Genomic DNA, 25,522 nt, shown 5'->3' on the forward strand with positions numbered 1-25,522 from the left:
CGGTCTGCGCCTATTGCCCGTGAAGGATGATCATGCAACGCGTTTCTCCCCATAGCCTGCGCGAGGCCTTTCGCGCGCTGCTGGCGTCCGATGCCTGCTATCACTGCGCATCGGTGTTCGATCCCATGTCCGCCCGCATGGCCGGCGACCTCGGCTTCGAGGTCGGCATCCTCGGCGGTTCGGTCGCCTCGCTGGAGGTGCTGGCCGCGCCGGACATCGCGCTGATCACCCTCAGCGAGTTCGTCGAGCAGGCGGCGCGCATCGGCCGCGTCGCCACCCTGCCGGTGCTCGCCGACGCCGACCACGGCTACGGCAACGCCCTCAACGTGATGCGCACCGTCACCGAGTTGGAACGCAACGGTATCGCCGCGCTGACCATCGAGGACACCGTGCTGCCGGCGCGCTTCGGCGGCAAGGCGGTGGACCTGATCGGCATCGACGAGGCGGTCGGCAAGCTCAAGGCGGCCCTGGAAGCGCGCATCGACCCGGCGCTGAGCATTCTCGCCCGCACCAACGCCGGCAGCGGCCTAGAGGAAACCATCACCCGCGCCCGCGCCTACCAGGCCGCCGGCGTCGACGGCATCTGCCTGGTCGGCATCGAGGACTTCGAGCACCTGGAGCGGATCGTGCCGCACATCGACATCCCCAAGATGCTGATCACCTACGGCAATCCCAAGCTGCGCGACCACGCTCGCCTGGCCAGCCTCGGTGTGCGCATCGTGGTCACCGGCCATGCCGCCTATTACGCCGCGCTGAAGGCCACCTACGATTGCCTGCGCGAGCAGCGCCGCATCGATACCGGCGAGCTGGATGCCAAGCAACTGGTGGCGCGCTATTCGGAAGTCGAAGTTTATGGCGCCTGGGCGGAGGAGTACCTTAAGGTCAAACCGTGACGGGTGGGTCTGGAGCGGTTTTTTTCTGACGTCAATTAACCGCTTGCGGTAGTGATGGCTCTGCGACATCATGCCGCCCCCCTTCTGCCCAAATGGAGTTGGCGCCATGGGACGTTCTTCCCTCGTCACGGACCGCGAATGTGTTTTCCCCGCCGAGCAGCGCCTGATCTCGGCCACCGATCCGCGTGGCGTCATCACCTACTGCAACGATGAATTCGTCAGGGTCAGCGGCTATTCCCGCGAGGAGCTGCTGGGCAGCCCGCACAACATCGTGCGCCATCCGGATATGCCGCAAGCGGTGTTCGGCCACATGTGGCGGCACCTCAAGGCCGGCCAGCCCTGGATGGGCATCGTCAAGAACCGCTGCAAGAACGGCGATTTCTATTGGGTCTGCGCCTATGTGACGCCGATCCACCAGGAGGGTGTGCTGGTCGGCTACGAGTCGGTTCGTATCCGCCCGGAGCCCGATCAGGTGCGCCGCGCCAGCGCCCTCTACGCTGAGGTGACGACCCAGGGTTTCAAGCGTCGCTCGCGAGGCGTGGCCCTGCGCCGGGCGGTGCCGTTCCTGGCCGGTCTGCCCGCGCTGCTGGCGGCGTTCTGGTCGCCGGTGCTGGGGCTGGGAGTGGCGCTGGCGACCCTGCCGTTGCTGTACTTCAGGCAGCATGCCGCGCAGCAGCGGCTGCTGGATCGGCTGCAGCGCAACATGCAGGGCGCCTTCGACAGCGAGCTGGTGGCGCGCAGCTTCAGCGACCTGCGTGGTCGGCCGGCACGCATGCACATGGCGCTGGTCAGCGAACAGGCGCGCCTGCGCACGCTGCTTAGCCGTCTGGAGGACTATGCCGACCAGGCCGCAGGGTTGGCCGGGCGCAGCGGTGAGCTGACCCGCGATACCGAGGCGTCGCTGCAGGCCCAGCGGCATGAGGCGCGCCAGGCGGCGGTTGCCGTGCGGCAAATGGCAGCCTCGATCGGCGAGGTATCGGGCATGGTGCAACGCTCGGCCGAGGAGGCGTGCCGGGTCGACAGCCTGGCCGGCCAGGGCGCCGGCGAGGCGGAAAAGGCGCGTACGCAGATCGACGGCCTGGCCCGGCGCGTGGCGGACATCAGCGACACGGTGGAGGGGCTGGCCCGGGAAACCCGCAGCATCGAGCAGGCCGCCGGCATGATCCGGGCGATTTCCGAGCAGACCAACCTGCTGGCGCTCAACGCGGCCATCGAGGCGGCCCGGGCCGGCGACCAGGGCCGCGGTTTCGCTGTGGTGGCCGGCGAGGTGCGCGAGCTGTCGCAGCGCACCCGCGAAGCGACCGAGGCGATCCAGACCGTCCTGCAGACCCTGCATGAGGGAGCCGAGGGCGCCGTGCGGATAGCCCACGCGGGGCGTGACGAGGCGAATGCCGGTCTGGCCCAGGTGGTCGCCAGTCAGCAGGCGCTGCTGGACATCCGCCAGGCCGTCGGCGAAATCCGCGACATGGGCCTGCAGATGGCTGCCGCCACCGAGGAGCAGACCCAGGTCGCCGAGGAGGTGGCCCGGCAGATCGCGGCCATTGCCCAGGTCGCCGAGCACAACGCCGGGCTGGCCGAACAATCGGCCGAGGTCGGCCGCGAGCTCAGCGAAACCTCGAGTGCCATGCACGCCCTGGTGGAACGCTTCCAGCGCTGAGGCGGCTGTGGCGGGTTCGTAGGAGCGGCTTCAGCCGCGATGGGGGCCCGCAGCGCTTCGCGGCGGAAGCCGCTCCTACAGACTCGGGTTACACTGCGCGCCCCGTTGTGCTGTCGCAGGTTCCCGCGCATGTCGCGTCCTTCCCGTCCCCCCGTTTCCCGCCGTGCCGCGCCGCGCCGGGTGGCCAAGGCGCCGCCGGCCGAGCCGCGACTGCTCCTGCTCAATAAGCCCTTCGACGTGCTCACCCAGTTCAACGACGAGCAGGGCCGCGCGACGCTCAAGGACTTCGTGCCGGTGCCCGGCGTCTACCCGGCCGGGCGACTGGATCGTGACAGCGAGGGTCTGCTGCTGCTGACCAACGACGGGCGCCTGCAAGCGCGTATCGCCGACCCGAAGCACAAGCTGGCCAAGACCTACTGGGTGCAGGTGGAAGGCGAACCGAATGAAGAACAGCTGCGGCGGCTGCGCGACGGCGTGGAGCTGAACGACGGCCCGACCCTGCCGGCCGAAGCCCGCCTGCTCGATGCGCCGACGCTGTGGGAGCGCAACCCGCCGGTGCGCTTTCGCAAGAGCGTGCCGACCGCCTGGCTGGAGCTGGTGATTCGCGAGGGCCGCAACCGTCAGGTGCGGCGCATGACCGCCGCCGTCGGCCTGCCCACCCTGCGCCTGGTGCGCGTGCGCATCGGCCCCTGGAGCCTGGGCGGTCTGCAGCCCGGCGAATGGCGCGAGCTGCCGGCGCGACTGGACTGAGCGTGTGCCCAGCGCATCGGCGCCCGGCGCTTCGGCGCTTGCGCTGATCCGCACCGGGGCGCCGTGGCGCGGGTGCCTCAGGATTCCAGCATCAGTTCCAGCACGTAGGTGATCAGCGGCTTGGCCAGGAAGGCCACCAGGCACAGGCCCAGCCCGAGGAACAGGATGGCGGTGCCCAGGCGACCGGCCTTGGACTTCTTGGCCAGGTCCCAGATGATGAAGAACATGAACAGGATCAGTCCGCCTACCAGCACGTACATCATCAGTGCTTCGAACTGTTCGGTTTCCATGGGGGCCTCGTGTCAGGGGAGCGATGGGCTGCGGAGTATACGCCGGTTGGTCTCAGCCCCGCAGGTGGTGCAACGGCAGCTCGGTGCTGGCGATCACCTGGTTGAGCACGAAGCTCGAGCGCACGCTGCTCACCCCCTCGATGCGCGTCAGGTTGCCGAGCAGGAAGGCCTGGTAGTGGTCCATGTCCTCGACCACCACCTTGAGCAGGATGTCCGCCTCCATGCCAGTGATCACGCAGCATTCCACCACTTCCGGGTGCTGGCGGATCTTCTCCTGGAAATGCTCGAAGCGCTCCGGGGTGTGGCGGTCCATGCCGATCAGCACGTAGGCGGTCAGCGTCAGGCCGAGCTTCTTGCGATCCAGCAGCGCCACCTGGCGCACGATGTAGCCCTCGTCCTCCAGTTGTTTGACCCGCCGCGAGCAGGGCGAGGGCGACAGGCCGATGCGTTCGGCCAGCTCCTGGTTGGAAATGCGCGCGTTGCGTTGCAGTTCGGCGAGGATGTTCAGGTCGTAGCGGTCGAGCGTGCTCATGGACGGGCCTTCCTGGGGAAAGATTGCGCAGAATCATGCAGCTGATCTTCTTCGTTGCGCAAGCGGCCGTTGGTCGCGCAATTTTCGCAATCCTGCGTCGCGCCCGGCGGCGTACACTGGCTCCAACTTCGAAGGCCCGGAACCTCCAGCGGTCGCCTCCAATCAGAGGCACCGTCGCCGGCGACTTACCACGTCGCACGGCACCCGGGTCCGCCCGCCCAACCAGGCTGGCGACAGGCAACGGCGATACCCACGCCGGGAGCGGAGCGATGAAGAATTGACTGGGGAAGCCGACTGGCTTCCCCTTTTTTATGGGCTATCGACAGGGTCGGGATCGCACCCTGTAGGGCCGGCTTTACGCCGGCCAGCGGAGCCGAATTTCCTAGCTGGACTCAGTCCACTCTCGAAGTCCGGCCCCAGAAGGTTGTGCCAGGCGCGCGCTGGGGCTCAGGCCTGCTGGGGAGCGGGCACCAGGCACGGATCGGCATGCACCAGCACATCGCTCTGCGGGTATTCGGCGCGGATCGCCTCGCTCACCGCCTCGCAGCGCGCATGGGCCTCCTCCAGCGTCAGCTCGGCGGGCAGCTCCACGTGCATCTGCACGAACCACAGGGTGCCGGAGCGTCGGCTGCGCAGATCATGGGCGCCGAGCACGTCGGGTACGCCGCAGGCCAGTGCGTGCATGCGCTCGGTATGTTCCGGCGCCAGTTCCTCATCCATCAGCACCGCCGCCGCCTCGCGCACGATGCCCAGCGCGCTCCACAGGATGATGCCGGCAATGCCGATGCCGAAGGCCGCGTCCAGCCAGAGCAGGCCGGAGCCGGCCAGCAACAGCGCGACCAGGATGCTGGCGTTGAGCAGCAGGTCGGAGCGGTAATGCAGCGAGTCGGCATGGATCGCCGTGGAGCCGGTGGTGCGCACCACATGGCGCTGGAACAGCAGCAGCACGGCGGTGAGCACAATCGACAACAGCATCACCGCAATACCGGCGCCCGTGTCGCCCAGCGGTTGTGGGTCGAGCAGGCGCTGCACACCATGAATCGCCACCAGCACCGCGCTCACGCCGATGAACAGCGCCTGGCCGAGGCCGGCCAGGGCTTCCGCCTTGCCGTGGCCGTAACGGTGGTCGTCATCGGCCGGACGCAGCGAGTAGTGCACGGCGATCAGGTTGAGCAGCGAGGCGGCGCCGTCCAGCAGGGAGTCGGTGAGCCCCGCCAGCAGGCTCACCGAACCGCTCAGCCACCAGGCCAGCGCCTTGGTCAGTGCCAGGGTGAGGGCGGTGGCCAGCGCGGCGCCGGTGGCCAGGCGCAGCAGGCGGGCGTGATGGGCGGGTACCGGCATGCGGCGGGGCTCCTTGCATAAGGGTCAGGCGGAAGGGCGCAGGCCGAGGGCGGAAAGATGCGCCTCGCTGCCGCGCTGTTCGATCAGTTGCGGATGGTCGAGGGGCAGGTCCTGACCGCTGGCCTCGCGGATGATGCCACGCAGGCGCTGGCGATTCACCTGACCCCGGTCATCCACCGCCTCGCGCAACCGTTCCGGGGCCACCGAATACGTCTCGCCGCCGGGCAGGTAGATGGCCCCGGTGGCGAAGTCGATGCCCAGGGCGATCAGTCCCGGAACGATGTACAGCAGCAACCCGACAGCATCCAGGGCGAACACCACCGGGTCGAGCTTGCCGTCGATCTGGCCCCGCCGTTCCGGATAGAACAGCGTGCCGCAGGCGGCCAGCTGGGTGAGCAGGGCGCCGCCGAGGGCGATGCAGAGCAGGCGGGACGGGATGCGCATGGCGGTTCTCCTTGCGGGTGGGTGTGCCGCAGTAGACCGGCAGAAGGCGCAGTTGTCCGCGAAGCCCCGCGCACAATCCCTAGGGCAGTCGGTGCTTTTCTGGCCGCCGGAGGTTGCCGGGATTGTGGGAGCGGACTTGTCCGCGAGCTTTTCGGCGGCCGGCCAGGCTGCAGGCCGAAACCAGAAGCTCGCGAATGAATTCGCTCCCACAGTCCGGGCACTGCGTCGCCACCGAGAAGCGCCCGTATACTGGCGCCCCTTCGCGTTGCCCCGGAAAACACCCCATGCAATCCCTGCCCATCGACGCCGTATTGCCCGCGCTGCGCGCCGCGTTGTCCAGCCGCGACGAGGCGGTGCTGGAAGCGCCGCCCGGCGCCGGCAAGACCACCCGCGTGCCGCTGGCGCTGCTCGACGAGCCCTGGCTGGCCGGGCAGAGCATCCTCATGCTGGAGCCGCGCCGGCTGGCCGCCCGCGCCGCCGCCGAACGGCTGGCCAGCGAACGGGGCGAGGCGGTCGGCGAAACCGTCGGCTACCGCATCCGCCTGGACAGCAAGGTCGGTCCGCGCACGCGCATCGAGGTGGTCACCGAGGGCATCCTCACCCGGCGCCTGCAGAGCGATCCGGCGCTGGAGGGCGTCGGCCTGGTGATCTTCGACGAATTCCACGAGCGCAGCCTGGACGCCGACCTGGCCCTGGCGCTGTGCCTGAACGGCCGCGCGTTACTGCGCGACACGCCGCTCAAGCTGCTGGTGATGTCCGCCACCCTGGAAGGCGAGCGCCTGAGCGCGCTGCTCGACGACGCCCCGGTGGTGCGCAGCGAAGGGCGCATGTTCCCGGTGGACGTGCGCTGGGGCCGGCCCAGCCAGCCCGGCGAGTTCATCGAGCCGCGCGTGGTGTCGACCGTGTTGCAGGCGCTGGACGAGGAAGCCGGCAGCCTGCTGGTGTTCCTGCCCGGCCAGGCGGAGATCCGTCGCGTACACGAACAGCTGGCCGAGCAGCTGGGGCGGTGCGACGACATCCTGCTCTGCCCGCTGCACGGCGAACTGGACCTGTCCGCCCAGCGCGCGGCCATCGAGCCGGCGCCGGCCGGCACGCGCAAGGTGGTGCTGGCCACCAACATCGCCGAGACCAGCCTGACCATCGATGGCGTGCGCGTGGTGATCGACGCCGGCCTGGCGCGGGTGCCGCGTTTCGACCCCGGCAGCGGCATGACGCGCCTGGCCACCCAGCGTATCTCGCGGGCCAGCGCCACCCAGCGCGCCGGCCGCGCCGGACGCCTGGAGCCGGGCGTGTGCTACCGGTTGTGGAGCGAGACTCAGCACGACCAGCTCAACGCCTACGACAGCGCGGAGATCGTCCAGGCCGACCTGTCCGGCCTGGCCCTGCAACTGGCGCGCTGGGGCGTGACGCCGGATGAGCTGGGCTGGCTGGATGCGCCGCCGTCCGCCGCCTACGCCCAGGCGGGCGAGCTGCTGCGTCGTCTCGGCGCGCTGGACGCGCGCGGCGTGCTGACGCCCCACGGCCAGGCGATGGCCGAGTTGCCCGCGCATCCACGCATCGCCCACCTGCTGCTCAAGGGGCAGGCGCTGGGGCTGACCGCGCTGGCCTGCGAGCTGGCGGCGCTGCTCGGTGAGCGCGACATCCTGCGCGGCGCCGGCGCCGACCTGCACAGCCGCCTGGCGCTGCTCTCCGGCGAGGCGCGCGGCGGGTCGCGCGGCGCGTTGCAGCGCATCCGTCAGCTGGCGCGCCAGTACCGCCAGCAGCTACGCGGCGCGGCCAGCGAGGCGGTGGCCGATCCCGAGCATCCGCGCTGGCTCGGCGCGCTGCTGGCCTTCGCCTACCCGGACCGCGTCGCCCGCCAGCGTCGCGCCGAAGGCGGCGATTACCGGCTGGCCAACGGTCGCGCCGCGCAGTTCGGCGAGCCGGACGCGCTGATGAAGCACGAATGGCTGGTGATCGCCGACCTGGGCAGCCGCCAGGGCCAGCGCGAGGAGCGCATCTACCTGGCCGCCGATCTGGATCCGGCGCTGTTCGATTCGGTGCTTGCCGAACAGGTCGGCGTTCAGGAGGTGCTGGACTGGGACGAGCGCGAAGGCGTGCTGCGCGCCGAACGCCAGCGCCGGGTCGGCGAGCTGGTGCTGAGTCGCGAGCCGCTGGCCGCGCTGGACGAGACGGTGCGCAGCCGCGCGCTGGTGGAGCTGGTGCGCCGCAAGGGCCTGGAGCTGCTGCCCTGGACCCCGGAGCTGCGCCAGTGGCAGGCGCGCGTGCTGTTGCTGCGCGGCCTGGACCTGGCGCAGGGCGGCGCCAGCGACTGGCCGGAGGTGTCCGACGCGGCGCTGCTGGCCAGCCTGGAGGAGTGGCTGGCGCCGTACCTGGGCAAGGTCAGCCGCCTCAGCCATTTCGCCAATCTGGATCTGTCGTCGATCCTGCACAACCGGCTGCCCTGGCCGCTGCCGCAGCGCCTCGACGAGCTGGCGCCGAAGAGCCTGACCGTGCCGTCCGGCTCGCAGATCCGCATCGATTACAGCGAGTCGCCGCCGGTGCTGGCGGTGCGCCTGCAGGAGCTGTTCGGCCTGGCCGCCACGCCGCGCATCGCCGGCGGCCGGCTGGGCCTCAAGCTGCACCTGCTGTCGCCGGCGCACCGCCCGGTGCAGGTGACCCAGGACTTGGCCAGCTTCTGGGCCAATACCTACGCCGAGGTAAAGAAGGACCTCAAGGGCCGCTATCCCAAGCACTACTGGCCGGACGACCCGCTGGTCGCCGAGCCGACCGCCCGCGCCAAGCCACGGCGCTAGGCCTCCTACCCAAGCGGCGTGCGACCTCCGAACCCTGTAGGGCCGGCTTTACGCCGGCCAGCGGTGTGTCGGTTCCCGTCTCGGGCTTCGTTCCCACCCCCGTCGGCCGGCATAAAGCCGGCCCCACAAGGGGGGCAGCCCGGCCGACCGCGCTGTTGCCTCCCTTGTCTATGCTGCTGGCAAGCCAACAGCAGAGGTGGCGTGCCATGTACCGCAAGGTCTTCGCCAGCAAGGTATTCGAGCGCAAGGTGGTGCTGGTCACCGGCGGCTGTTCGGGCATCGGCCGGGCGCTGGTGCTGCGTTTCGCCCAGGCCGGGGCGCGGCCGGTGATCCTCGACCTGCATCGCGAGGAGCTGGACAGCCTGGTGCTGCACCTGCGCGAACACCTGAACAGCGACGCCGTCGGCCGGGTCTGCGACGTGTCCGATCCGCAGGCCGTGGACCGCGTGATACAGGAAGTGATCGAGCAGTGCGGCGGCATCGACCTGCTCATCAACAACGCCGGCATCTCTCGGCGCAGTCGCTTCGTCGATACCCCGCGCGCGGTGTTCGAGCGGATCATGGCGGTCAACTACTTCGGCGCGCTGTACTGCACCCAGGCAGCGCTGCCCAGCCTGCTGGCGCGCCGGGGGCAGATCATCGTGCTCAGCTCGCTGTCCGGCTTCGTGCCGCTGCACCTGCGCAGCGCCTACAACGCCAGCAAGCACGCGCTGCACGGGCTGTTCGACACCCTGCGCCAGGAAGTGCGCGAGGCCGGCGTCAATGTGCTGCTGGTGTGCCCCGGCTTCACCGCCACCGACATGCATCGCAACGCCCTGGCCGGTGACGGCTCGGTGAACGCTCCGGCGCTCCTGGCGGTGGGCCGGGTGGCGTCGGCGCAGGACGTGGCCGAGGCGATCTTCCAGGGCGCGTTGCGTCGGCGCACGCAGCTGGTGATTTCCAATGTCGGCTGGCGCGGCCAGTTGTTGTCGCGCTGGTTTCCGCGCCTGTTCCAGCGCCTGGTGCTGTCGCGCACGGCGGGCAGCTGAAGCGGCTCAGGGCGTGTCGGTGATCGGCCCGCTGACGGTGAGCATGAAGCCGCGATACAGCGCCACGACGACGAACAGCTGGGCGAAGCCGATCAGGCTTTCCAGTAGCACCTGCGGCAGCAGGGCACCTTCGGCCAGCAGGCCGGACACGGAGGCTTCCAGTCCCCATAGCGGCAGCATCACCGCCATCATCACCACGAAGAGGCGCCAGAACTGGCCGCGGGTCAGCGCCATGCTGTCGCCGAGCGCCGCCAGCGGCGTGAAGCCCTGCAGCACCACCAGGAAATCGGCGAAGGCCAGGCGCACCATCAGCCACAGGCCGGGCAGGATGAACAGCGAGGCGCCCAGCAGGATCAGCAGGCTGCTCAGCGCGGTGAGCAGCGCCAGCGACGGCCACAGGCGCAACGCCATGGCCAGCAGCGCCGCCGTGCCGGGTGTCAGGCCACGGCTGCGGGTGTCCAGGTAGAGAATCAGCGCGGCGCCGTAAATGGGGTAGAACAGCAGCCCGGCGAGCAGATCGGCCGAGCCCTGCCAGTCGCCCAGATGGGGCCCCAGCAGGTTGGCGGCCAGGCTTTCCAGCAGCAGCAGGGGCAGGCACAGCAGTGCGAGATGCGCGGCGTGGCGATGGAAGAAATACCAGGCGTCGCGCAGGAGGGTCAGCGCAGTCATCGGTCCGTACCGCAAACAACGGGGGCGACACTGTAGCTCACGCGGGTTCCGGCACAAAATCCCGCGGAGCATAGGGTGGTTGGCGCTTTTTCCGGCCGCCGATTGGGGACACAACCGTGGTTCCGGTGTAACGGCGGCCAAGAAATAGGTTGTCCGCCCTACAGGGCGCATAATCGCCGCATCAATCGGGAGATGCCTGTGAAGAAACTTGCCGTATTCGTCGATGTGCAGAACCTGTATTACACGGTGCGCCAGGCCTATGGCCGGCACTTCGATTACGGCGTGTTCCTGCGCCAGCTGCAGGCGCACGGCGAAGTGGTCGAGGCCTATGCCTATGCCATCGAACGCGGCGACGCCAAGCAGCAGCAGTTCCAGCAGATCCTGCGCAATCTGGGCTTCACCGTGAAGCTCAAACCATTCATCCAGCGCAGCGACGGTTCGGCCAAGGGCGACTGGGACGTGGGCATCACCATCGATGTGCTGGACGCCGCCAGCCGCGTGGACGAGGTGGTGCTGGCCTCCGGCGACGGCGATTTCGACCTGCTGCTCGACCGCCTGCGCGCCCTCGGCGTGGACAGCTGCGTGTACGGCGTGCCGGCGCTCACCGCGCAGTCGCTGATCCGTGCCGCCGGCCGTTTCGTGCCAGTGGAAGGCGAGCTGTTGCTGTAGAATCCGCGCGCCTTTTCCACCGCGCCACGAGCCCGTCATGACCTTCGCATCCCTCGGCCTGATCGATCCGCTGCTGCGGACCCTGGACGCCCTCGACTACCGCACGCCGACGCCGGTGCAGAAGGAAGCGATTCCCGCCGTGCTCAAGGGCCGCGACCTGCTCGCCGCCGCGCAGACCGGCACCGGCAAGACCGCTGGTTTCGCCCTGCCGCTGCTGCAGAAGCTGACCCTGCAAGGCCCGAAGGTGGCGAGCAATTCGGTGCGCGCCCTGGTGCTGACGCCGACCCGCGAGCTGGCCGAGCAGGTGCAGCAGAGCGTGCAGCGCTACGGCGAGAACCTGCCGCTGCGCAGCTACGCGGTGTACGGCGGGGTGAGCATCAACCCGCAGATGATGGCGCTGCGCAAGGGCATCGACCTGCTGGTCGCCACGCCCGGCCGGCTGCTCGACCTGTACCGCCAGAACGCCGTGCGCTTCGAGCAGTTGCAGGTGCTGGTGCTCGACGAGGCCGACCGCATGCTCGACCTGGGCTTTGCCCGCGAGCTGGACGAACTGTTCGCCGCGCTGCCGAAGAAACGCCAGACCCTGCTGTTCTCCGCCACCTTCTCCGACGCCATTCGCCAGTTGGCTGGCGAGCTGCTGCGCGACCCGCTGAACATCGAGGTGGCGCCGCGCAACACCGCGGCGAAGAGCGTCAAGCAGTGGCTGATCCCGGTGGACAAGAAGCGCAAGAGCGAGCTGTTCCTGCATCTGCTGGCCGAGAAGCGCTGGAGCCAGGTGCTGGTGTTCGCCAAGACCCGCAAGGGCGTCGATCAACTGGTCGAGGAGCTGCAGGCGGCCGGCTGTGCCGCCGATTCGATCCACGGCGACAAGCCGCAACCGTCGCGCCTGCGCGCCCTGGAGCGCTTCAAGGCTGGCGAGGTGCGGATTCTGGTCGCCACCGACGTGGCGGCGCGTGGCCTGGACATCCACGACCTGCCGCAGGTAGTCAACCTGGACCTGCCGATCGTCGCCGAGGATTACGTGCACCGCATCGGCCGCACCGGTCGCGCCGGCGCCACCGGCGAGGCGATCTCGCTGGTGTGCGCCGACGAGGTCGATCAGCTGGCCGCCATCGAGAACCTGATCGGCCAGGTGCTGCCGCGTCACGACGAGCCGGACTTCATTCCCGACCACCGTGTACCGCAGACCGCCCTCGGCGGGCTGGTGCTGAAGAAACCCAAGAAGCCCAAGCAACCCAAGGCCGCGCCGGCCGGCAAGGGCAAGATCCACCTGGGCAACTGGTTCGACGCCAGCGAAAAGCCCGACGCCCGGCCGATCCGCAAGGCGCCGAGCTTCGGCGGCAAGCCGACGCGCAAGAAGCCGTAAGGCGACAAAAGCCGAATCGGTCGTAGGGCGGTCTGGCCGCCGGGACACCGCAAAGATGGCCGGCAGGTGTTGTAGGAGCGGCTTCAGCCGCGATAGCCGTGGCCCCCAATCGCGACTGAAGTCGCTCCTACAAGTGCCACGGCGCCGAACCGTCCCGGTACGTAGGGCGCTCGGCGCCTTATCTGACCGCCAATGGGCGTTGCAATGCGGTCGGATGGCGGCCAAGAAAAGTGTTATTCGCCCTGCACGGCGGCTGACCCGCCCAACCACCCGATCACCCCCCGCGCCGCCGCGCGGCCCGTGGCGAAGCAGGCAGTGAGCAGGTAGCCGCCGGTGGGCGCCTCCCAGTCGAGCATTTCCCCGGCGCAGAACACCCCGGGCAGCTTGCGCAGCATCAGCCGCTCATCCAGTTCGGCAAACGGCACGCCACCGGCGCTGCTGATCGCCTCGTCCAGCGGGCGGGTGCGCAGCAGGCGGATCGGCAGGGCCTTGATCGCTTGCGCCAGTTGCTGCGGCGCCTGGAAGGTGGCGGCCTCGGTCAGCTCGCGCAAGAGCGCGGCCTTCACGCCGTCGAGCTTCAACTGGCGATGCAGGTGCTTGGCCATCGACTGCGCGCCGCGCGGTTTGGCCAGCGCCATGGCGATCTGTTCCAGCGTGCGGTCGGGCAGCAAGTCCAGATGGACTGTCGCGGAGCCCTCCCGCTCGATCACGCCGCGAATTTCGGCGGACAGCGCATACACCAGGCTGCCCTCGATGCCGGTGGCGGTGAGGATGAACTCGCCGCGCCGGGCCGGCTGGCCGGGTAGCGCCAGGGTGACGTTCTTCAGCGGCGCGCCGGCATGCTTGTCGCGCAGCAGCGTGCTCCAGCCGTCCACCTCGAAGCCGCAGTTGCTGGCGCGCAGCGGCGCGATGGCGATCCCGCGCTGTTGCAGCAGCGGCACCCAGGCGCCGTCCGAGCCGAGCCGCGCCCAGCTGCCGCCACCCAGCGCCAGGATGACCGCGGCGGCGTCGCGGGTCTGTTCACCGTCCGGCGTGGCGGTGCGCAACTGTCCGATCTCGTTCCAGCCCAGCCAGCGGCTGCGGGTGTGGATGCGCACGCCGGCGTCTTTCAGGCGTTTGAGCCAGGCACGCAGCAGCGGCGCGGCCTTCATGTCGGTGGGAAACACCCGGCCCGAGCTGCCGACGAAGGTGTCGATGCCCAGGCCGTGGATCCAGCCGCGCAACGCCTCGGCGTCAAAGGCTTCGATGTGCGGCTGCAACGCCGGGCGTGCTTCGCGGTAGCGGGACAGGAAGGCCTCGCGCGCCTCCGAGTGGGTGATGTTCATGCCGCCGACCCCGGCGAGCAGGAACTTGCGGCCGACCGAGGGCATGGCGTCGTACAGGTCCACGGGCAGCCCGGCCAGGGCCAGGACTTCGGCGGCCATCAGGCCGGCGGGGCCGCCGCCAATGACGACGATGGGGGAGGAGGGCTGAGGCATGAAACGGCGACTGGGTTGGGGGAAGGCGGCGATTCTACCGCTGTCGACGGATCAACGCCGCAGGGCGGTCAAAACCTAGTTTTGGCCGCCGCGGTGTTTAGTCAGGCGCGCAGCGCCTTGGCGTAGCTGAACAGGAACAGGGTGCGCACCAGTTCCTTGAGTTCGCCGGGCCTGTCGGTGGTGAGCACGGCGGGGTCCAGCTCACCCTGTTCGCGCAGTTCGTTCAGTTCTTCCCCTTCGAGGCGAACACAAACCGAGCCGGTCGCTCGATCCAGCACGCGAAGGTAGGGTTTTGGGTGATCCAGCCAGGCGTCGATCAGATAGGTCATGACTCATCTCTCCGGTGAAGGGTTAGATGAGAATAATTCGTATTAATAAAAACGCAAGAGGCGAGCGCCTCTTGCGGTGCAATTCATTGGCAGGGGTACATCCAGAAGTTCGGGTGTTCCTGGCAGGCGCGCATGTTCGGGTTCGGTTGCGCGGGGGTCAGCAGGCGGGCGATCAGGTGCATGGTGTTCCTCCTCGGGGGAATCGGTGTGCGTTGGCGCGTACTGTGCCCGCGCACCCGTCCGAGCGGAACTTGGCAATCTCTATGGCGGCGATTGATGCCTCAGTCGGCGAAGTGGCCGCGCCGGCGTTCGGCGCGAAACACCAGCGACTCGGGGCTGTAGCCGGGGCGCAGGGCCGGCAGCGGCAGGCAGTCCTGCCACTGCGCATCGGGGGCCAGCGGTGCGGCGCCGTGGTAGCGCGCCACGGCATCCGCGCGGGTCAGGTTGAGGTCGTCCTCCAGCGGGTAGGCGGCGATGCGCCAGGTCAGCTCGCGCAGCGGCAGGCTGCTGGTGTTGCGCAGGGTCACGCGCAGCGGGCGATGGGCCGGACACTGATCGGGCGCGTAGTCGAGGCTCAGTTCCAGGCGGGTCAGGCGTTCTTCGTCGCGGGCCTCCTGCCAGAGCACCCAGCCGGCCAGCAGGCCGATGCCGAGCAGCGCGACCAGCGACACCGGCAGGGCCTTGTGCGGGTAGCGAATCAGCAGGATCAGCCAGGTGACAACCAACAGGACGCCGAACAGCATGGGGCAGACTTCCAGGCCAGGAGAATGGCCATTCTAGTGGCCTGGACGGCCACGTCGACCACTCAGTGCACCACCGCCGGCGAGCGCGCTTCGCGCAGGCGCTCGGTCAGGCGCAGGCGCTCGCCCGGGTCCTCGCAGAGCAGCAGGGCGTGCTGCAGATCGAAGCGCTCGCCGGGCGGGCATTCCAGGCGCTGGTAAAGGTCCGCGCGGGCCAGGTGGTCGGCCACCGTCGGCACGCCGAGCTGCAGCACCCGGTCGGCGTCCTTGAGCGCGGCGAGCAACTGCCCGGCCTTCTGGTGCTGATGCCGCAGGCTGCGCGAGATGCGCTGCAGCAGTTCGGCGGGAGGGCAGGGCTGCAGGTGGCTGGAATTGAGCTTCAGCTGGCCGTGGTAGCGGCGCTCCAGCAGTTCGCGGCAGTCCTTCAGGTACAGACGCCGGCCGCCGGCCGGGTCGAGCAGATGGTCGGCGCCCGGCACACGCAGCAGGAAGCGACCGGGAAAGTTGATGCCGCGCAGCGGGATGTCCAGCCGTCGGGCCAGTTCCAGGGCCAGCAGGCCGAGCATCAGCGGTTGGCCACGTCGGCGCTGCAGCACCCGGTGGGCCAGGATGCTGTCCGGGCCGCTGGCGTCCTCGTGGAAGTCCAGGGCGTTGAGCAGGCGCAGCAGCGGTTGCGCCTGTTCGCTGGCCGGGAGCGCGGGCAGGCTGCTCGCGATGCGCTGACGCAGGTGGTCGAGGGTGGTGAGCTGCTGGGCAGGCTGCAGCGTGGGATCGTGTTCGGCGGCAATCCACAGTGCGGCCTCGAACAGGGCGTCCGTGCCCTGGCGCAGGCAGGAAAGGCAGGCTTGGCGGGCATCCATGCGGGGTCTCCGGTTGACCCCTTTTCTTGTAGACGCGCCCCGCCGGCCCGTCCAGTCGCCCGCCGGTCGCGACCTATACTGCCTGCACACGATCACATTCAGGCCCGGCGGAGGGATGCCATGTTTGCCCAGATGGAAGCCGTTCGGCTGGAGGCCCTGCACCTTGCACACGACCCGCGCACCGGCCTGCGGGCGGTCATCGCCATCCACAACACCCGGCTCGGTCCCGCCCTCGGCGGTTGCCGTTTCCTGACCTACGCGGACGAGGACGCCGCGATCCGCGACGCCATGCGCCTGGCCCAGGGCATGAGCTACAAGGCCGCGCTGGCCGGCCTGGCCCAGGGCGGTGGCAAGGCGGTGATCATGCGGCCGCCGTACCTGAGCGACCGCGCCGCGCTGTTCGAGGCCTTCGGGCGCATGGTGGAGTCGCTGGGCGGGCGCTACATCACGGCGGTGGACAGCGGCACCTCCAGCGCCGACATGGACTGCGTCGCCCGGCAGACCACCCACGTGACCAGCACCAGTCGGGGCGGCGACCCGTCGGCGCACACCGCCCTCGGCGTGTTCAGCGGCATCCGCGCCACCGCGCTGGCGCGCCTGGGCAGCGATGACCTGGAAGACCTGCGCATCGCCGTGCAGGGGCTCGGGCATGTCGGCTATGCGCTGGTCGAACTGCTGGCCGCGGCTGGCGCCGAGTTGCTGGTCAGCGATCACAACCCCGGCCTGGTGCAGCTGGCGGTCGAACAGTTCGGCGCCCATCCGGTGCTCAGCGAGGCGCTGCTGGCCACGCCCTGCGACATCCTCGCGCCCTGCGGACTGGGCGGCGTGTTCAATAGCCTCACCGTCGGCCAGCTGCGCTGCGCGGCGGTGGCCGGCGCGGCCAACAACCAACTGATCCACCCCGACATCGCCGACGAACTGGAAGCGCGCGGCATCCTCTACGCGCCGGATTACGTGATCAATTCCGGCGGGCTGATCTATGTTTCCCTGCAGCACGAAGGCGCGCCGCCGGAGCGCATCACCGCGCAGATGGTGGAGATTCCCCGGCGCCTCACCGACATCTATGCCCATGCCCAGGCGGAAAAACGCTCGCCGGCGCGGGTGGCCGACCAGCAGGCGGAGAAGCTGCTGTACGGCTGATGGCAGGCGGTTGAACACACAGGTTTCGCTCACGGACCGATGGGCCACAAGCCCCGGTCCGCCCACCGCGCCCACAAGGCGCCGAGGAGACTGGCATGCACGACCCCGCAATTCCCTTCACGCGTTTTCTGGATCCCGATGGCCGGCCCTGCGCCGCGCTGCCGCCCTGCGCCGACGATGCTGAACTGCTGGAACGCCTGTACCGGCAGATGGTGCTGACCCGTCTGTTCGACCAGAAGGCCGTGGCGCTGCAGCGCACCGGCCGGATCGGCACCTTCGCCCAGGGCCTCGGTCAGGAGGCCATCGGCGTGGCGCTGGGCGCCGCGCTGCGCCCGGACGACGTGCTGGTGCCCTATTACCGCGACACCGGCGTGCAGCTGATGCGCGGCGCGCGCATGGAGGAGGTGCTGCTCTACTGGGGCGGCGACGAGCGCGGCAGCGCCTTCGCCGACCCGCTGGCGCGCGAGGATTTCCCGATCTGCGTGCCGATCGCCACCCAGGCGCTGCATGCCTGTGGCGTGGCGGCGGCGATGCGCATCCGCGACCAGCACCGCGCGGTGGCCACCACCTGCGGCGACGGCGCCACCAGCAAGGGCGATTTCCTCGAAGCCCTCAACGTGGCGGGTGCCTGGCAGTTGCCGGTGGTGTTCATCATCAACAACAACCAGTGGGCCATCTCGGTGCCGCGCAGCCTGCAGTGCGGCGCGCCGACCCTGGCGCAGAAGGCCATCGGCGCGGGCATCCCCGGCGAGCAGGTGGACGGCAACGACGTGCTGGCGGTGTACACGCGCATCCAGGCGGCGCTGGAGCGTGCCCGCCAGGGCAAGGGGCCGACGCTGATCGAATGCCTGAGCTACCGCCTCAGCGACCACACCACCGCCGACGACGCCAGCCGCTACCGGCCCAACGAGGAAGTCTCCGCCGCCTGGCAGCGCGAACCGATCAAGCGCCTGCAGGCGTTCCTGGCCAGCCGCGGCAACTGGAACGAACAGCGCGAGCAGGACCTGATCGAGCACTGCCAGGCGCAGTTGCGCCAGGCCATGGAGCGCTTCGAACGCATCGATGAGCCCGATCCGGACCAGTTGTTCGAACACCTCTACGCACGTTGGCCGGCACAACTGGCCGACCAGCGCGAACAGATGCGCGAGCGCGTCGCCCGGCGCGGAGGGCAGGCCCATGAGTGACAAGACCTACAGCCTGGTGGAAGCGGTGAACCTGGCGCTGGCCCGCGCCATGGCCGATGACGAGAACGTGGTGGTGCTCGGCGAGGACGTGGGCGTGAACGGCGGCGTGTTCCGCGCCACCCAGGGCCTGCGCGAGCGCTTCGGCCGCAAGCGGGTGATCGACACGCCGCTGGCGGAAACCATGCTCGGGGGGCTGGCGATCGGCATGGCCGCCCAGGGCCTCAAACCGGTGGTGGAAATCCAGTTCATGGGCTTCATCTACGCGGCCATGGAGCACCTGGTGTCCCACGCCAGTCGGTTGCGCAACCGCACGCGCGGGCGGCTGGCCTGCCCGATGGTGCTGCGCACGCCGATGGGCGCCGGCATCCGCGCCCCGGAGCACCACAGCGAAAGCACCGAGGCGCTGTTCGCGCACATTCCCGGCCTGCGCGTGCTGGTCCCGTCCTCGCCGGCGCGCGCCTACGGCTTGCTGCTGGCGGCCATCGACGACCCCGACCCGGTGCTCTTCCTTGAGCCCACCCGCCTGTACCGCATGAACCCGCAGCCGCTCGAAGATGATGGCCAGCGCCTGCCGCTGGACAGCTGCTTCACCCTGCGCGAGGGCCAGGACCTGACCCTGGTCAGCTGGGGCGCCAGCATTCACGAGACGTTGCAGGCCGCCACGGCGCTGGCCGAGCAGGGCATCGAGGCCGAGGTGATCGACGTCGCCTGCCTCAAGCCGCTGGATCTGGACACCCTGGAAGCCTCGCTGCGCAAGACCGGCCGCTGCGTGATCGTCCACGAGGCGCCGAGGAGCGGCGGGCTGGCCGGCGAAATCGCCGCCAGCCTGTACGAGCGCGCCTGGCTCGACCTGCGCGCGCCGATCCAGCGGGTCACCGCGCCGGACATTCCGCCGCCGCTGTACCGGCTGGAACAGCTCTACCTGCCGGGCGTCGAGGACATCCTCGCCGCCTGCGAGACGGTACTGGACTACGCCTGAGGGAGAACAACCATGAAGCATTTCAAGTTGCCCGACCTGGGCGAGGGCCTGCAGGAAGCGGAGATCGTCGAATGGCACGTGCAGGCCGGCGATACCGTGAAGGCCGACCAACTGCTGGTTTCGGTGGAAACCGCCAAGGCCATCGTCGACATTCCCGCGCCCTACGATGGCGTGGTGGTGAAGACCTTCGGCGCGCCGGGAGACATCCTGCACGTCGGCGAGCCACTGCTGGCCTACGAGGGCGAGGCGGAGGACAGCGGCACGGTGGTCGGCCGTCTGGAAGGCGGCGGCGAAGCGGCGCAGGCCGACCGCTTCTTCATCGGTGCGGCGCCCTCCACCCGCGAGCACCTGGCGCCGCGGGCGACGCCGGCGGTGCGCCAGCTGGCCGGCCGGCTCAAGGTGCGCCTGGAGGATCTGCAGGGCAGCGGCCCGGACGGGCTGATTACCCGCGCCGATGTGGAAACCGCCGCCCAGGGCGGTGCGGCGCCTTTCGACGGCGAGAAGCTACGCGGCGTGCGGCGCAGCATGGCGCTGAACATGGCTCGCGCACATGCCGAGGTGGTGCCGGTGACGCTGTTCGGTGACGCCGATCTGCAGCGCTGGGCCGAGCCGCGTGATCCGCTGGTGCGCCTGGCGCTGGCCATCGCCGCCGCCGTGCGCGCCGAACCGGGTGTGAACAGCTGGTTCGATGGTCAGCGCCTGCTGCTCAAGCGCCATGAGACGCTCGATCTGGGCATTGCCGTGGACACGCCGGACGGGCTGTTCGTGCCGGTGCTGCGCGACGTGGGCAATCGTTCGGCGGAAGACCTCAAGGCCGGCATGGCGCGCCTGCGCGCCGACGTGCAGGCCCGTTCGATTCCGCCGCAGGAGATGATGGGCGCGACCTTCACCCTGTCCAACTACGGCACGCTGTTCGGGCGCTACGCCAGTCCGGTGGTGGTGCCGCCGCAGGTGGCGATCCTCGGCGCGGGCGGCATTCGCCGCGAGCCGGTGGCCGGCGGCAACGAGGTGGAAGTGCACCCGATCCTGCCGCTGTCGCTGACCTTCGACCACCGGGTGATCACCGGCGGCGAGGCAGCGCGCTTTCTCAAGGCGCTGGTGACGGAGCTGGAGAAGGCGTGAGGCACGCACGAACGCCGTTGTAGGAGCGGCTTCAGCCGCGAAGCTTTTTATGCAGGCTGCCTGAAAAGCTCGCGGCTGAAGCCGCTCCTACCGTCAGCTGTGGGCATCAAGCCCATCAATAAAATTGCAGAAGGAAAACATGGCCGCGACAGAGAGGGGGTGTCGCGGGCGGTGCCATGCTCCTTCTGCAGAACCGGTCAGGCCTTGTCGAAGTTCAGGTCGGAAAGATCGACCGGGCCCTTGAAAGCCTTGGCGAGCACCTCGCGGTTGCGGGCCAGGAAGATGCCCACTTCCTCGCGCTGCTCGTCGCTCAGCGAAGGCACGCCCTTTTCCAGCGCTTCGGCCACGGCCTCGGCCAGTTCGAGCATCTTGTCGTAACGATCGGCTTCGGCCTTATCCATGAACAGACGCTCCGGATCGCGCGAGCTGCGGTACACCACTTCGACGGCCATTCATCACTCCTGCCTTCTTCCAAGGGTTGGTTGGATACTGTTTGTTTATCCAGTATAGGGATTTGCCATCACGCTGCAAACCCCCAAGATGCTGGTTGCTGCGCATAAAGACATGGCATGCTGCCTGCATTCGACTTTCGTCTAGCCGTCCCGCCAAGGAGCCACGCCGTGAAACCCAACTGGGCCGATACCCTGCGCAACAACCTGCATGAACTGGCCGAGTCGCTCGGCAACCTGCTGGCCGAGGCCTTCCACTACCTGGCGCTGTTCGCCATCGGCGCGATCACCGCCTGGGCGGCGGTGGTGGCCTTCCTCGACATGGTGGGCAAGGGCTCGGCGAGCATCGACGACATCCTGCTGCTGTTCATCTACCTGGAGCTGGGTGCCATGGTCGGCATCTACTTCAAGACCAACCACATGCCGGTGCGCTTCCTGATCTACGTGGCGATCACCGCGCTGACCCGCCTGATGATTTCCGACATTTCCCACCACCATCGCCCGGACCTCGGTGTGATCTACGTGTCGGGTGCCATCCTGCTGCTGGCCGTGGCGATCCTGGTGGTGCGCTACGCCTCGGCGCGCTTCCCCTCGGTGCCGTCCTATCCGCCGCGCCGGACGCTGCGCCAGCCGGGCGAGCGCGACGGTCTCGGCGAAGACTAGCCGCACGCTGTCGGATGGGCTGGCAAATGGGCCGTGGCGCACTTTGCTTAAGGCAAACGCCTTCCGGGAGTGCGCCATGCTCAGCCAGCACACCAAAGACCTCATCAAAGCCACCGCGCCGGTGCTGGCCGAGCAAGGCTCGACCATCATCCGGCGCTTCTACCAGCGCCTGTTCGAGGCGCACCCCGAGCTGCGCAACCTGTTCAACATGACCCACCAGCAGCGCGGCCAGCAGCAGGAAGCCCTGGCGCGGGCGGTGTACGCCTACGCGGCGAACATCGAGCAGCCGGAAACCCTCGCCGCGGTGCTGGAGAACATCGCCAACAAGCACGCCAGTCTCGGCGTGCGTCCCGACCAGTACCCCATCGTCGGCGAGCACCTGCTCGGCGCCATCAAGGACGTGCTGCAGGAAGCCGCCAGCCAGGACATCCTCGATGCCTGGGCGCAGGCCTACGGCGAGCTGGCCGACATGCTGGTCGGCATGGAGCGCCGCTTGCGCGAGGACAGTGCCAGCCACGCGGGCGGCTGGAACGACTGGCGCACTTTCGTGGTGCAGGAGAAGAACCCGGAGAGCGAGGTGATCACCTCGTTCGTGCTGGCGCCGAGCGACGGTGGCCCGCTGCCGGACTTCCAGCCCGGCCAGTACATCAGCCTGGCCGTGCAGGTGCCGGCGCTGGGGCTGCAGCAGATTCGCCAGTACAGCCTGTCGGACATGCCCAACGGCCGCACCTACCGCATCTCGGTGAAGCGCGAGGCCGAACCGGGGTTGCCAGCCGGGCAGGTGTCCTGCCTGCTGCACGATCACATCGAAGCCGGTGACGAACTGAAGATTTCACCGCCCTACGGCAACTTCCACATCGATGTGCAGGCGCACACGCCGATCGTGCTGATCAGTGGCGGGGTGGGGCTGACGCCGATGGTCAGCATGCTCAAGACGGCGTTGCAGAATCCTGCGCGGCAAGTGGTGTTCGTGCACGGCGCGCGCAACAGTCGGGTGCATGCCATGCGCGACCGGCTGCGCCAGGCCGAGCGCGAGCATGAGAATTTCAAGGTGATCGTCTTCTACAACGAGCCGCTGGCCGAGGACGAGGAAGGCCGTGACTACGACTACCCGGGGCTGGTGGACGTGAAGGCAATCCGCGACGAGATTCTGCTGCCGGATGCCGACTACTACATCTGCGGGCCGATTCCCTTCATGCGCCTGCAGCACGATGCGCTGGAGAACCTCGGCATCCCCGAGGCGCGCATTCATTACGAGGTGTTCGGGCCGGATCTGTTTGCGGAGTAGGGCGGTTTCGGTCGCGAGCGGACGTAGGCCGGTCGGCGCTGTTCCGGCCGTCAAGGGTGGCTGGGTCTTGCCGTTCTGTAGGAGCGGCTTCAGCCGCGATGCTTTTGTGCGGGCCGCATCGCGACTGAAGTCGCTCCTGCAAGTCTTACACCTTCTTCACGAACTCCGACTTCAGCTTCATGGCGCCGATGCCGTCGATCTTGCAATCGATGTCGTGGTCGCCGTCGCACAGGCGGATGTTCTTCACCTTGGTGCCGACCTTGACCACCGAGGACGAGCCCTTGACCTTCAGGTCCTTGATGACGGTGACGGTGTCGCCGTCCTGTAGGACATTGCCCACCGAATCCTTGATGACGCGCTCGCCATCGCCGCCCGCGGCGTCGCCCCCGCCGGCGCTCCACTCATGGGCGCATTCGGGACAGACCAGCTGGGTGCCGTCTTCGTAGGTGTATTCGGAACCGCATTTCGGGCAGGGGGGCAGGGCGCTCATGGGCGTCTCCTTGGGGTCGGGTCGTGATAAAGCCGTGGATTGTATAGGGTTTCTCCCAAACGTGCGGCAAGCGGTCCCGCGGTGATGCCAATCCAATGGCACTGGCGATGTGATACATATCGCGCACAGTCTTCGACCCGGGCCTCCCGAGGCGTTTCATTGATTTGAGTCGGGTCGTCGGTCGGGTCTGTTCCTATAGTCTCGCCGCCGTCAGGTTGCGCCCTCATCCACCAGCCGAGGTCTTCATGCGAAAACCCTTGCTTGCCCTGCTGCTCTGCTTCGCCCCGCTCGCTTCCGCCAACGAGGCGGCACTGGCCCGTTTCCAGAAGTTGATGAACGATCCGGTACTGCGCCAGCAGGCCTATGACTCGGGGTTCGAGCGGGTGCGGTTCTGTGGCTATTGCCACGGCGAGGACGGCAACAGCAAGCGCAACTACATTCCCAACCTGGCCGGGCAGAACCCCATCTACCTGTTCCATGCCTTCGACGGCTTCGCCACCGGGGTGCGCACGGATTTCGTGATGAGCAAGCTGGCCAAGCAACTGACGGTCGACGAGCAGGTGGATATCGCCGTCTATTTCAGCCAGCAGCAGGTCAAACCGTCCGCCAACGCTGTCGACGCGCAACTGCGCGTGCAGGGCGAGCGGGTGTTCCAGGGCACCTGCATCGCCTGCCACGGCATGCGCGCCGAAGGCAAGCAGGACGCCCCGCGCCTGGCCGGCCAGCCCGGCGAATACGTGCGCCGCGCGCTGACCAGCTTCCACGACGGCGACCCGCGTCGCGCCAGCTCGGTGATGATGCCGATCGCCAAGCAGCTGACCCCGGCGGATATCGAGGCCCTGGCCGCCTACCTGGAGAAGCTGGTGCTGTAACGCCGTCAGCGCACCCCCGCCGGTTCCGGCCAGCGCAACTGCCCCTGGGTATTGAAGCGCGTGGTGCCTACCAGCCCGCTGGCCAGTTTGCCGCGAATCACATAGGGCAGTCCCTGCCCCGGCTGGTAGCCCGCCAGGCCCCAGGTCTGGCGCAGGGCCGAGAACGCCGAGATGGTCACCGGCACCTCGATGATCACCTCACCGAAGCGTGGTACCTGGCCGCGCTGGGCGCTCACTCCGCTGGCCAGCGGCTGGCCGTTGACCTCCAGTTCCAGCGCCACCCCCTGGTAATCCACCGCGCGCTCGTTGGGGTTTTGCACCCGCAACTTCAGGTTGAAGCGTGCCTCCAGCCCCTGGCTGGGCAACGGCTCCAGGCCGGCCAGGTCGATGTGCAGGGGATCGCGAGGCGCCATCGACGCGCAGGCAGTCAGCAGGCCCAGCAGCGCAAGGCTGGCGAGCAGTCGGGTGAACACGGCCATGGAACGGCTCCGCTTGAAGGAAAGTGCCGATTGGACCATGGGTCGGGGCGGGAAGTGTCGCGGCGCCATCCATTTCGTTCGCGGTCCCAGCGGCTGCCAGAAAAACGCTGACCGTCCTACGGTCGCAACGGAGATAACGCGGCGCTGGGCATTACCGTAGGTGGTCAACGCACAGCGTTGGCTACCGAGGCGAATGCACATACGCCCTAGTCATACTCCGCTGGCTCATGCTCGCCGAGCAGCCGCCGCTGGCGCGGCGTGGCGGCGGCCAGCACCGCCGGGTTGAAGCGGAACCGCAGGTACGGCGAAAACTTCTGCGCCACCATGCGCCGCCCGTAATGCACCTGCAGCAGGTAGCGGCTGCGGTCCGCCGTGCGGTTGCGGCTGCCGGCGTGCCACAGCTCGCTGCGCAGCATCAGCACATCGCCGGCCCGGCAGAGCACCGGCTCGGCGGTGCGGCCATGCCAGCTTTCCTCGCCGGGACGCGGCTTGCGTCCGGCCTTGTGGCTGCCGGGAATCACCCGGGTCGGGCACAGGTCGCGGTCGATGTCATCCAGGTAAATCATCGCCGTGCAGATCTGCATCGGCAGCGTGAAGGCCGGGTCGGCCAGCAGCGCTTCCGGCAGCTCCATGACCAGATGATCCACATGCAGCTCGGCGCCGACGAAGCCCGGATGGCTGCGCCAGGCGGTCTGGCCGATGATGTGGCAGTCCTCGCCCAGCGCCGCTTCGGCCAGCTCGATCACCCCGGGCAGGTCCAGGTACGCCAGCCAGAAGGGATCGCGATTGAACACGCACTTGTAGTGGTCGTCGACCAGGCCCTGGTAGTCCCAGTGGATGGGTTGCAGGCCGTCGATGGCGGCGCGCGCCGAGCTGACCTGTTCGGCGTCCAGCACCGCCGGCAGCAGGGCGAAGCCCTGGTGGTGCAGGGCGGCGAGGTAAGCGGCGGTTGAGGTGTCGGGCATGACGAACTCGCTCCGCGAGGTAACGGGCCCGAACCCTGTAGGGCCGGCTT

At 68.7% G+C, this 25,522-nt stretch carries 27 protein-coding genes and 1 pseudogene; 15 read left to right on the top strand and 13 right to left on the bottom strand.

Annotated elements, in window-relative coordinates:
* Positions 1 to 32 precede the first annotated feature (32 nt).
* The 4 genes and pseudogenes from VL129_RS08245 to VL129_RS08255 all read left to right on the top strand — a co-directional run bounded on the left by VL129_RS08245 (position 33) and on the right by VL129_RS08255 (position 3,300).
* Positions 33 to 893, top strand: coding sequence for an isocitrate lyase/PEP mutase family protein (locus VL129_RS08245; RefSeq protein WP_325411935.1), 861 nt, complete (start codon positions 33 to 35; stop codon positions 891 to 893).
* Positions 894 to 999: 106 nt separating this feature from the next.
* Positions 1,000 to 1,320, top strand: a pseudogene (locus VL129_RS17275) (PAS domain-containing protein); the annotation flags it as partial.
* A gap of 180 nt (positions 1,321 to 1,500) precedes the next feature.
* On the top strand, positions 1,501 to 2,550 hold the full coding sequence (locus VL129_RS08250) for a methyl-accepting chemotaxis protein (protein ID WP_475491202.1): 1,050 nt from the start codon (positions 1,501 to 1,503) through the stop codon (positions 2,548 to 2,550).
* Positions 2,551 to 2,730: 180 nt separating this feature from the next.
* A complete protein-coding gene (locus tag VL129_RS08255; RefSeq protein WP_325412102.1) occupies positions 2,731 to 3,300 on the top strand; it encodes a pseudouridine synthase in 570 nt (189 codons plus the stop codon).
* A gap of 77 nt (positions 3,301 to 3,377) precedes the next feature.
* On the opposite strand, the gene VL129_RS08260 is transcribed toward VL129_RS08255, so the two are convergent.
* From VL129_RS08260 to VL129_RS08275, 4 genes are all read right to left on the bottom strand, one after another.
* Complete coding sequence (locus VL129_RS08260; protein WP_325411939.1) at positions 3,378 to 3,590, bottom strand: DUF2788 domain-containing protein; 213 nt, start codon at positions 3,588 to 3,590, stop codon at positions 3,378 to 3,380.
* 52 nt (positions 3,591 to 3,642) lie between these two features.
* Entirely contained in the window at positions 3,643 to 4,122 is a 480-nt protein-coding gene (locus VL129_RS08265) for an Lrp/AsnC family transcriptional regulator (protein WP_325411941.1), read from the bottom strand.
* Positions 4,123 to 4,569: 447 nt separating this feature from the next.
* Complete coding sequence (locus VL129_RS08270) at positions 4,570 to 5,463, bottom strand: cation diffusion facilitator family transporter (protein WP_325411943.1); 894 nt, start codon at positions 5,461 to 5,463, stop codon at positions 4,570 to 4,572.
* Positions 5,464 to 5,487: 24 nt separating this feature from the next.
* Positions 5,488 to 5,907 (bottom strand): polyribonucleotide nucleotidyltransferase, encoded by a 420-nt coding sequence (locus VL129_RS08275; protein WP_325411945.1) that lies wholly within the window; start codon positions 5,905 to 5,907, stop codon positions 5,488 to 5,490.
* A 284-nt stretch (positions 5,908 to 6,191) separates the two neighbouring features.
* Here VL129_RS08275 and hrpB point away from each other — a divergent pair, with 284 nt between their 5' ends.
* Complete coding sequence (hrpB, locus tag VL129_RS08280) at positions 6,192 to 8,702, top strand: ATP-dependent helicase HrpB (RefSeq protein ID WP_325411947.1); 2,511 nt, start codon at positions 6,192 to 6,194, stop codon at positions 8,700 to 8,702.
* A gap of 206 nt (positions 8,703 to 8,908) precedes the next feature.
* Positions 8,909 to 9,730, top strand: coding sequence for an SDR family oxidoreductase (locus VL129_RS08285; RefSeq protein WP_027591512.1), 822 nt, complete (start codon positions 8,909 to 8,911; stop codon positions 9,728 to 9,730).
* A gap of 6 nt (positions 9,731 to 9,736) precedes the next feature.
* On the opposite strand, the gene VL129_RS08290 is transcribed toward VL129_RS08285, so the two are convergent.
* Positions 9,737 to 10,399, bottom strand: coding sequence for a hypothetical protein (locus VL129_RS08290; RefSeq protein ID WP_325411951.1), 663 nt, complete (start codon positions 10,397 to 10,399; stop codon positions 9,737 to 9,739).
* A 198-nt stretch (positions 10,400 to 10,597) separates the two neighbouring features.
* Between VL129_RS08290 and VL129_RS08295 the strand changes: the two genes are divergently transcribed.
* Together VL129_RS08295 and VL129_RS08300 are read left to right on the top strand one after the other, a co-directional pair.
* Positions 10,598 to 11,068 (top strand): LabA-like NYN domain-containing protein, encoded by a 471-nt coding sequence (locus tag VL129_RS08295; RefSeq protein ID WP_325411953.1) that lies wholly within the window; start codon positions 10,598 to 10,600, stop codon positions 11,066 to 11,068.
* A gap of 37 nt (positions 11,069 to 11,105) precedes the next feature.
* Complete coding sequence (locus VL129_RS08300) at positions 11,106 to 12,434, top strand: RNA helicase RhlE1 (RefSeq protein ID WP_325411955.1); 1,329 nt, start codon at positions 11,106 to 11,108, stop codon at positions 12,432 to 12,434.
* A 233-nt stretch (positions 12,435 to 12,667) separates the two neighbouring features.
* Here the strand turns inward: VL129_RS08300 and VL129_RS08305 are convergent, their stop codons facing one another.
* From VL129_RS08305 to VL129_RS08320, 4 genes are all read right to left on the bottom strand, one after another.
* Positions 12,668 to 13,912, bottom strand: coding sequence for a TIGR03862 family flavoprotein (locus VL129_RS08305; protein WP_325411957.1), 1,245 nt, complete (start codon positions 13,910 to 13,912; stop codon positions 12,668 to 12,670).
* Positions 13,913 to 14,013: 101 nt separating this feature from the next.
* Positions 14,014 to 14,241 carry a PA4570 family protein gene (locus tag VL129_RS08310; RefSeq protein ID WP_325411959.1) on the bottom strand — a complete coding sequence of 76 codons (228 nt, stop codon included), beginning with the start codon at positions 14,239 to 14,241 and terminating at the stop codon, positions 14,014 to 14,016.
* Between the two features lie 281 nt (positions 14,242 to 14,522).
* On the bottom strand, positions 14,523 to 14,984 hold the full coding sequence (locus VL129_RS08315) for a multidrug transporter (protein WP_325411960.1): 462 nt from the start codon (positions 14,982 to 14,984) through the stop codon (positions 14,523 to 14,525).
* 62 nt (positions 14,985 to 15,046) lie between these two features.
* A complete protein-coding gene (locus VL129_RS08320) occupies positions 15,047 to 15,841 on the bottom strand; it encodes a transglutaminase family protein (protein WP_325411962.1) in 795 nt (264 codons plus the stop codon).
* 120 nt (positions 15,842 to 15,961) lie between these two features.
* Here VL129_RS08320 and VL129_RS08325 point away from each other — a divergent pair, with 120 nt between their 5' ends.
* The 4 genes from VL129_RS08325 to VL129_RS08340 all read left to right on the top strand — a co-directional run bounded on the left by VL129_RS08325 (position 15,962) and on the right by VL129_RS08340 (position 20,266).
* Positions 15,962 to 16,981, top strand: a complete 1,020-nt coding sequence (locus VL129_RS08325) for a Leu/Phe/Val dehydrogenase (protein ID WP_325411964.1) — start codon at positions 15,962 to 15,964, stop codon at positions 16,979 to 16,981.
* A gap of 95 nt (positions 16,982 to 17,076) precedes the next feature.
* Positions 17,077 to 18,165 (top strand): pyruvate dehydrogenase (acetyl-transferring) E1 component subunit alpha, encoded by a 1,089-nt coding sequence (gene pdhA / locus VL129_RS08330; RefSeq protein ID WP_325411966.1) that lies wholly within the window; start codon positions 17,077 to 17,079, stop codon positions 18,163 to 18,165.
* Positions 18,158 to 19,144, top strand: coding sequence for an alpha-ketoacid dehydrogenase subunit beta (locus VL129_RS08335; protein ID WP_325411968.1), 987 nt, complete (start codon positions 18,158 to 18,160; stop codon positions 19,142 to 19,144). Before pdhA ends, VL129_RS08335 begins: the two co-directional genes overlap by 8 nt.
* Before the next feature lie 12 nt (positions 19,145 to 19,156).
* Entirely contained in the window at positions 19,157 to 20,266 is a 1,110-nt protein-coding gene (locus VL129_RS08340) for a dihydrolipoamide acetyltransferase family protein (RefSeq protein ID WP_325411970.1), read from the top strand.
* Positions 20,267 to 20,463: 197 nt separating this feature from the next.
* On the opposite strand, the gene VL129_RS08345 is transcribed toward VL129_RS08340, so the two are convergent.
* Positions 20,464 to 20,718: a YebG family protein gene (locus VL129_RS08345; RefSeq protein WP_325411972.1), complete on the bottom strand. Its 255-nt coding sequence runs from the start codon at positions 20,716 to 20,718 to the stop codon at positions 20,464 to 20,466.
* Positions 20,719 to 20,886: 168 nt separating this feature from the next.
* On the opposite strand from VL129_RS08345, the gene VL129_RS08350 reads away from it, so the two are divergent.
* The gene (locus tag VL129_RS08350) at positions 20,887 to 21,378 is read left to right on the top strand and encodes a phosphate-starvation-inducible protein PsiE (protein ID WP_325411974.1); all 492 of its coding nucleotides are present in this window, start codon (positions 20,887 to 20,889) and stop codon (positions 21,376 to 21,378) included.
* 76 nt (positions 21,379 to 21,454) lie between these two features.
* Positions 21,455 to 22,666, top strand: coding sequence for an NO-inducible flavohemoprotein (gene hmpA / locus VL129_RS08355; RefSeq protein WP_325411976.1), 1,212 nt, complete (start codon positions 21,455 to 21,457; stop codon positions 22,664 to 22,666).
* Positions 22,667 to 22,811: 145 nt separating this feature from the next.
* Here the strand turns inward: hmpA and VL129_RS08360 are convergent, their stop codons facing one another.
* The gene (locus VL129_RS08360; protein WP_325411978.1) at positions 22,812 to 23,156 is read right to left on the bottom strand and encodes a zinc ribbon domain-containing protein YjdM; all 345 of its coding nucleotides are present in this window, start codon (positions 23,154 to 23,156) and stop codon (positions 22,812 to 22,814) included.
* Between the two features lie 245 nt (positions 23,157 to 23,401).
* Between VL129_RS08360 and VL129_RS08365 the strand changes: the two genes are divergently transcribed.
* Positions 23,402 to 24,028 (top strand): c-type cytochrome, encoded by a 627-nt coding sequence (locus VL129_RS08365; RefSeq protein WP_325411980.1) that lies wholly within the window; start codon positions 23,402 to 23,404, stop codon positions 24,026 to 24,028.
* A 5-nt stretch (positions 24,029 to 24,033) separates the two neighbouring features.
* Here the strand turns inward: VL129_RS08365 and VL129_RS08370 are convergent, their stop codons facing one another.
* On the bottom strand, positions 24,034 to 24,507 hold the full coding sequence (locus VL129_RS08370) for an LEA/WHy family protein (RefSeq protein WP_325411982.1): 474 nt from the start codon (positions 24,505 to 24,507) through the stop codon (positions 24,034 to 24,036).
* A 206-nt stretch (positions 24,508 to 24,713) separates the two neighbouring features.
* Positions 24,714 to 25,472 (bottom strand): phytanoyl-CoA dioxygenase family protein, encoded by a 759-nt coding sequence (locus VL129_RS08375; protein WP_325411986.1) that lies wholly within the window; start codon positions 25,470 to 25,472, stop codon positions 24,714 to 24,716.
* Positions 25,473 to 25,522 lie beyond the last annotated feature (50 nt).

Origin of the sequence: Pseudomonas sp., assembly GCF_035497915.1 — a bacterium.
In the GTDB taxonomy this organism is placed as follows: domain Bacteria; phylum Pseudomonadota; class Gammaproteobacteria; order Pseudomonadales; family Pseudomonadaceae; genus Serpens.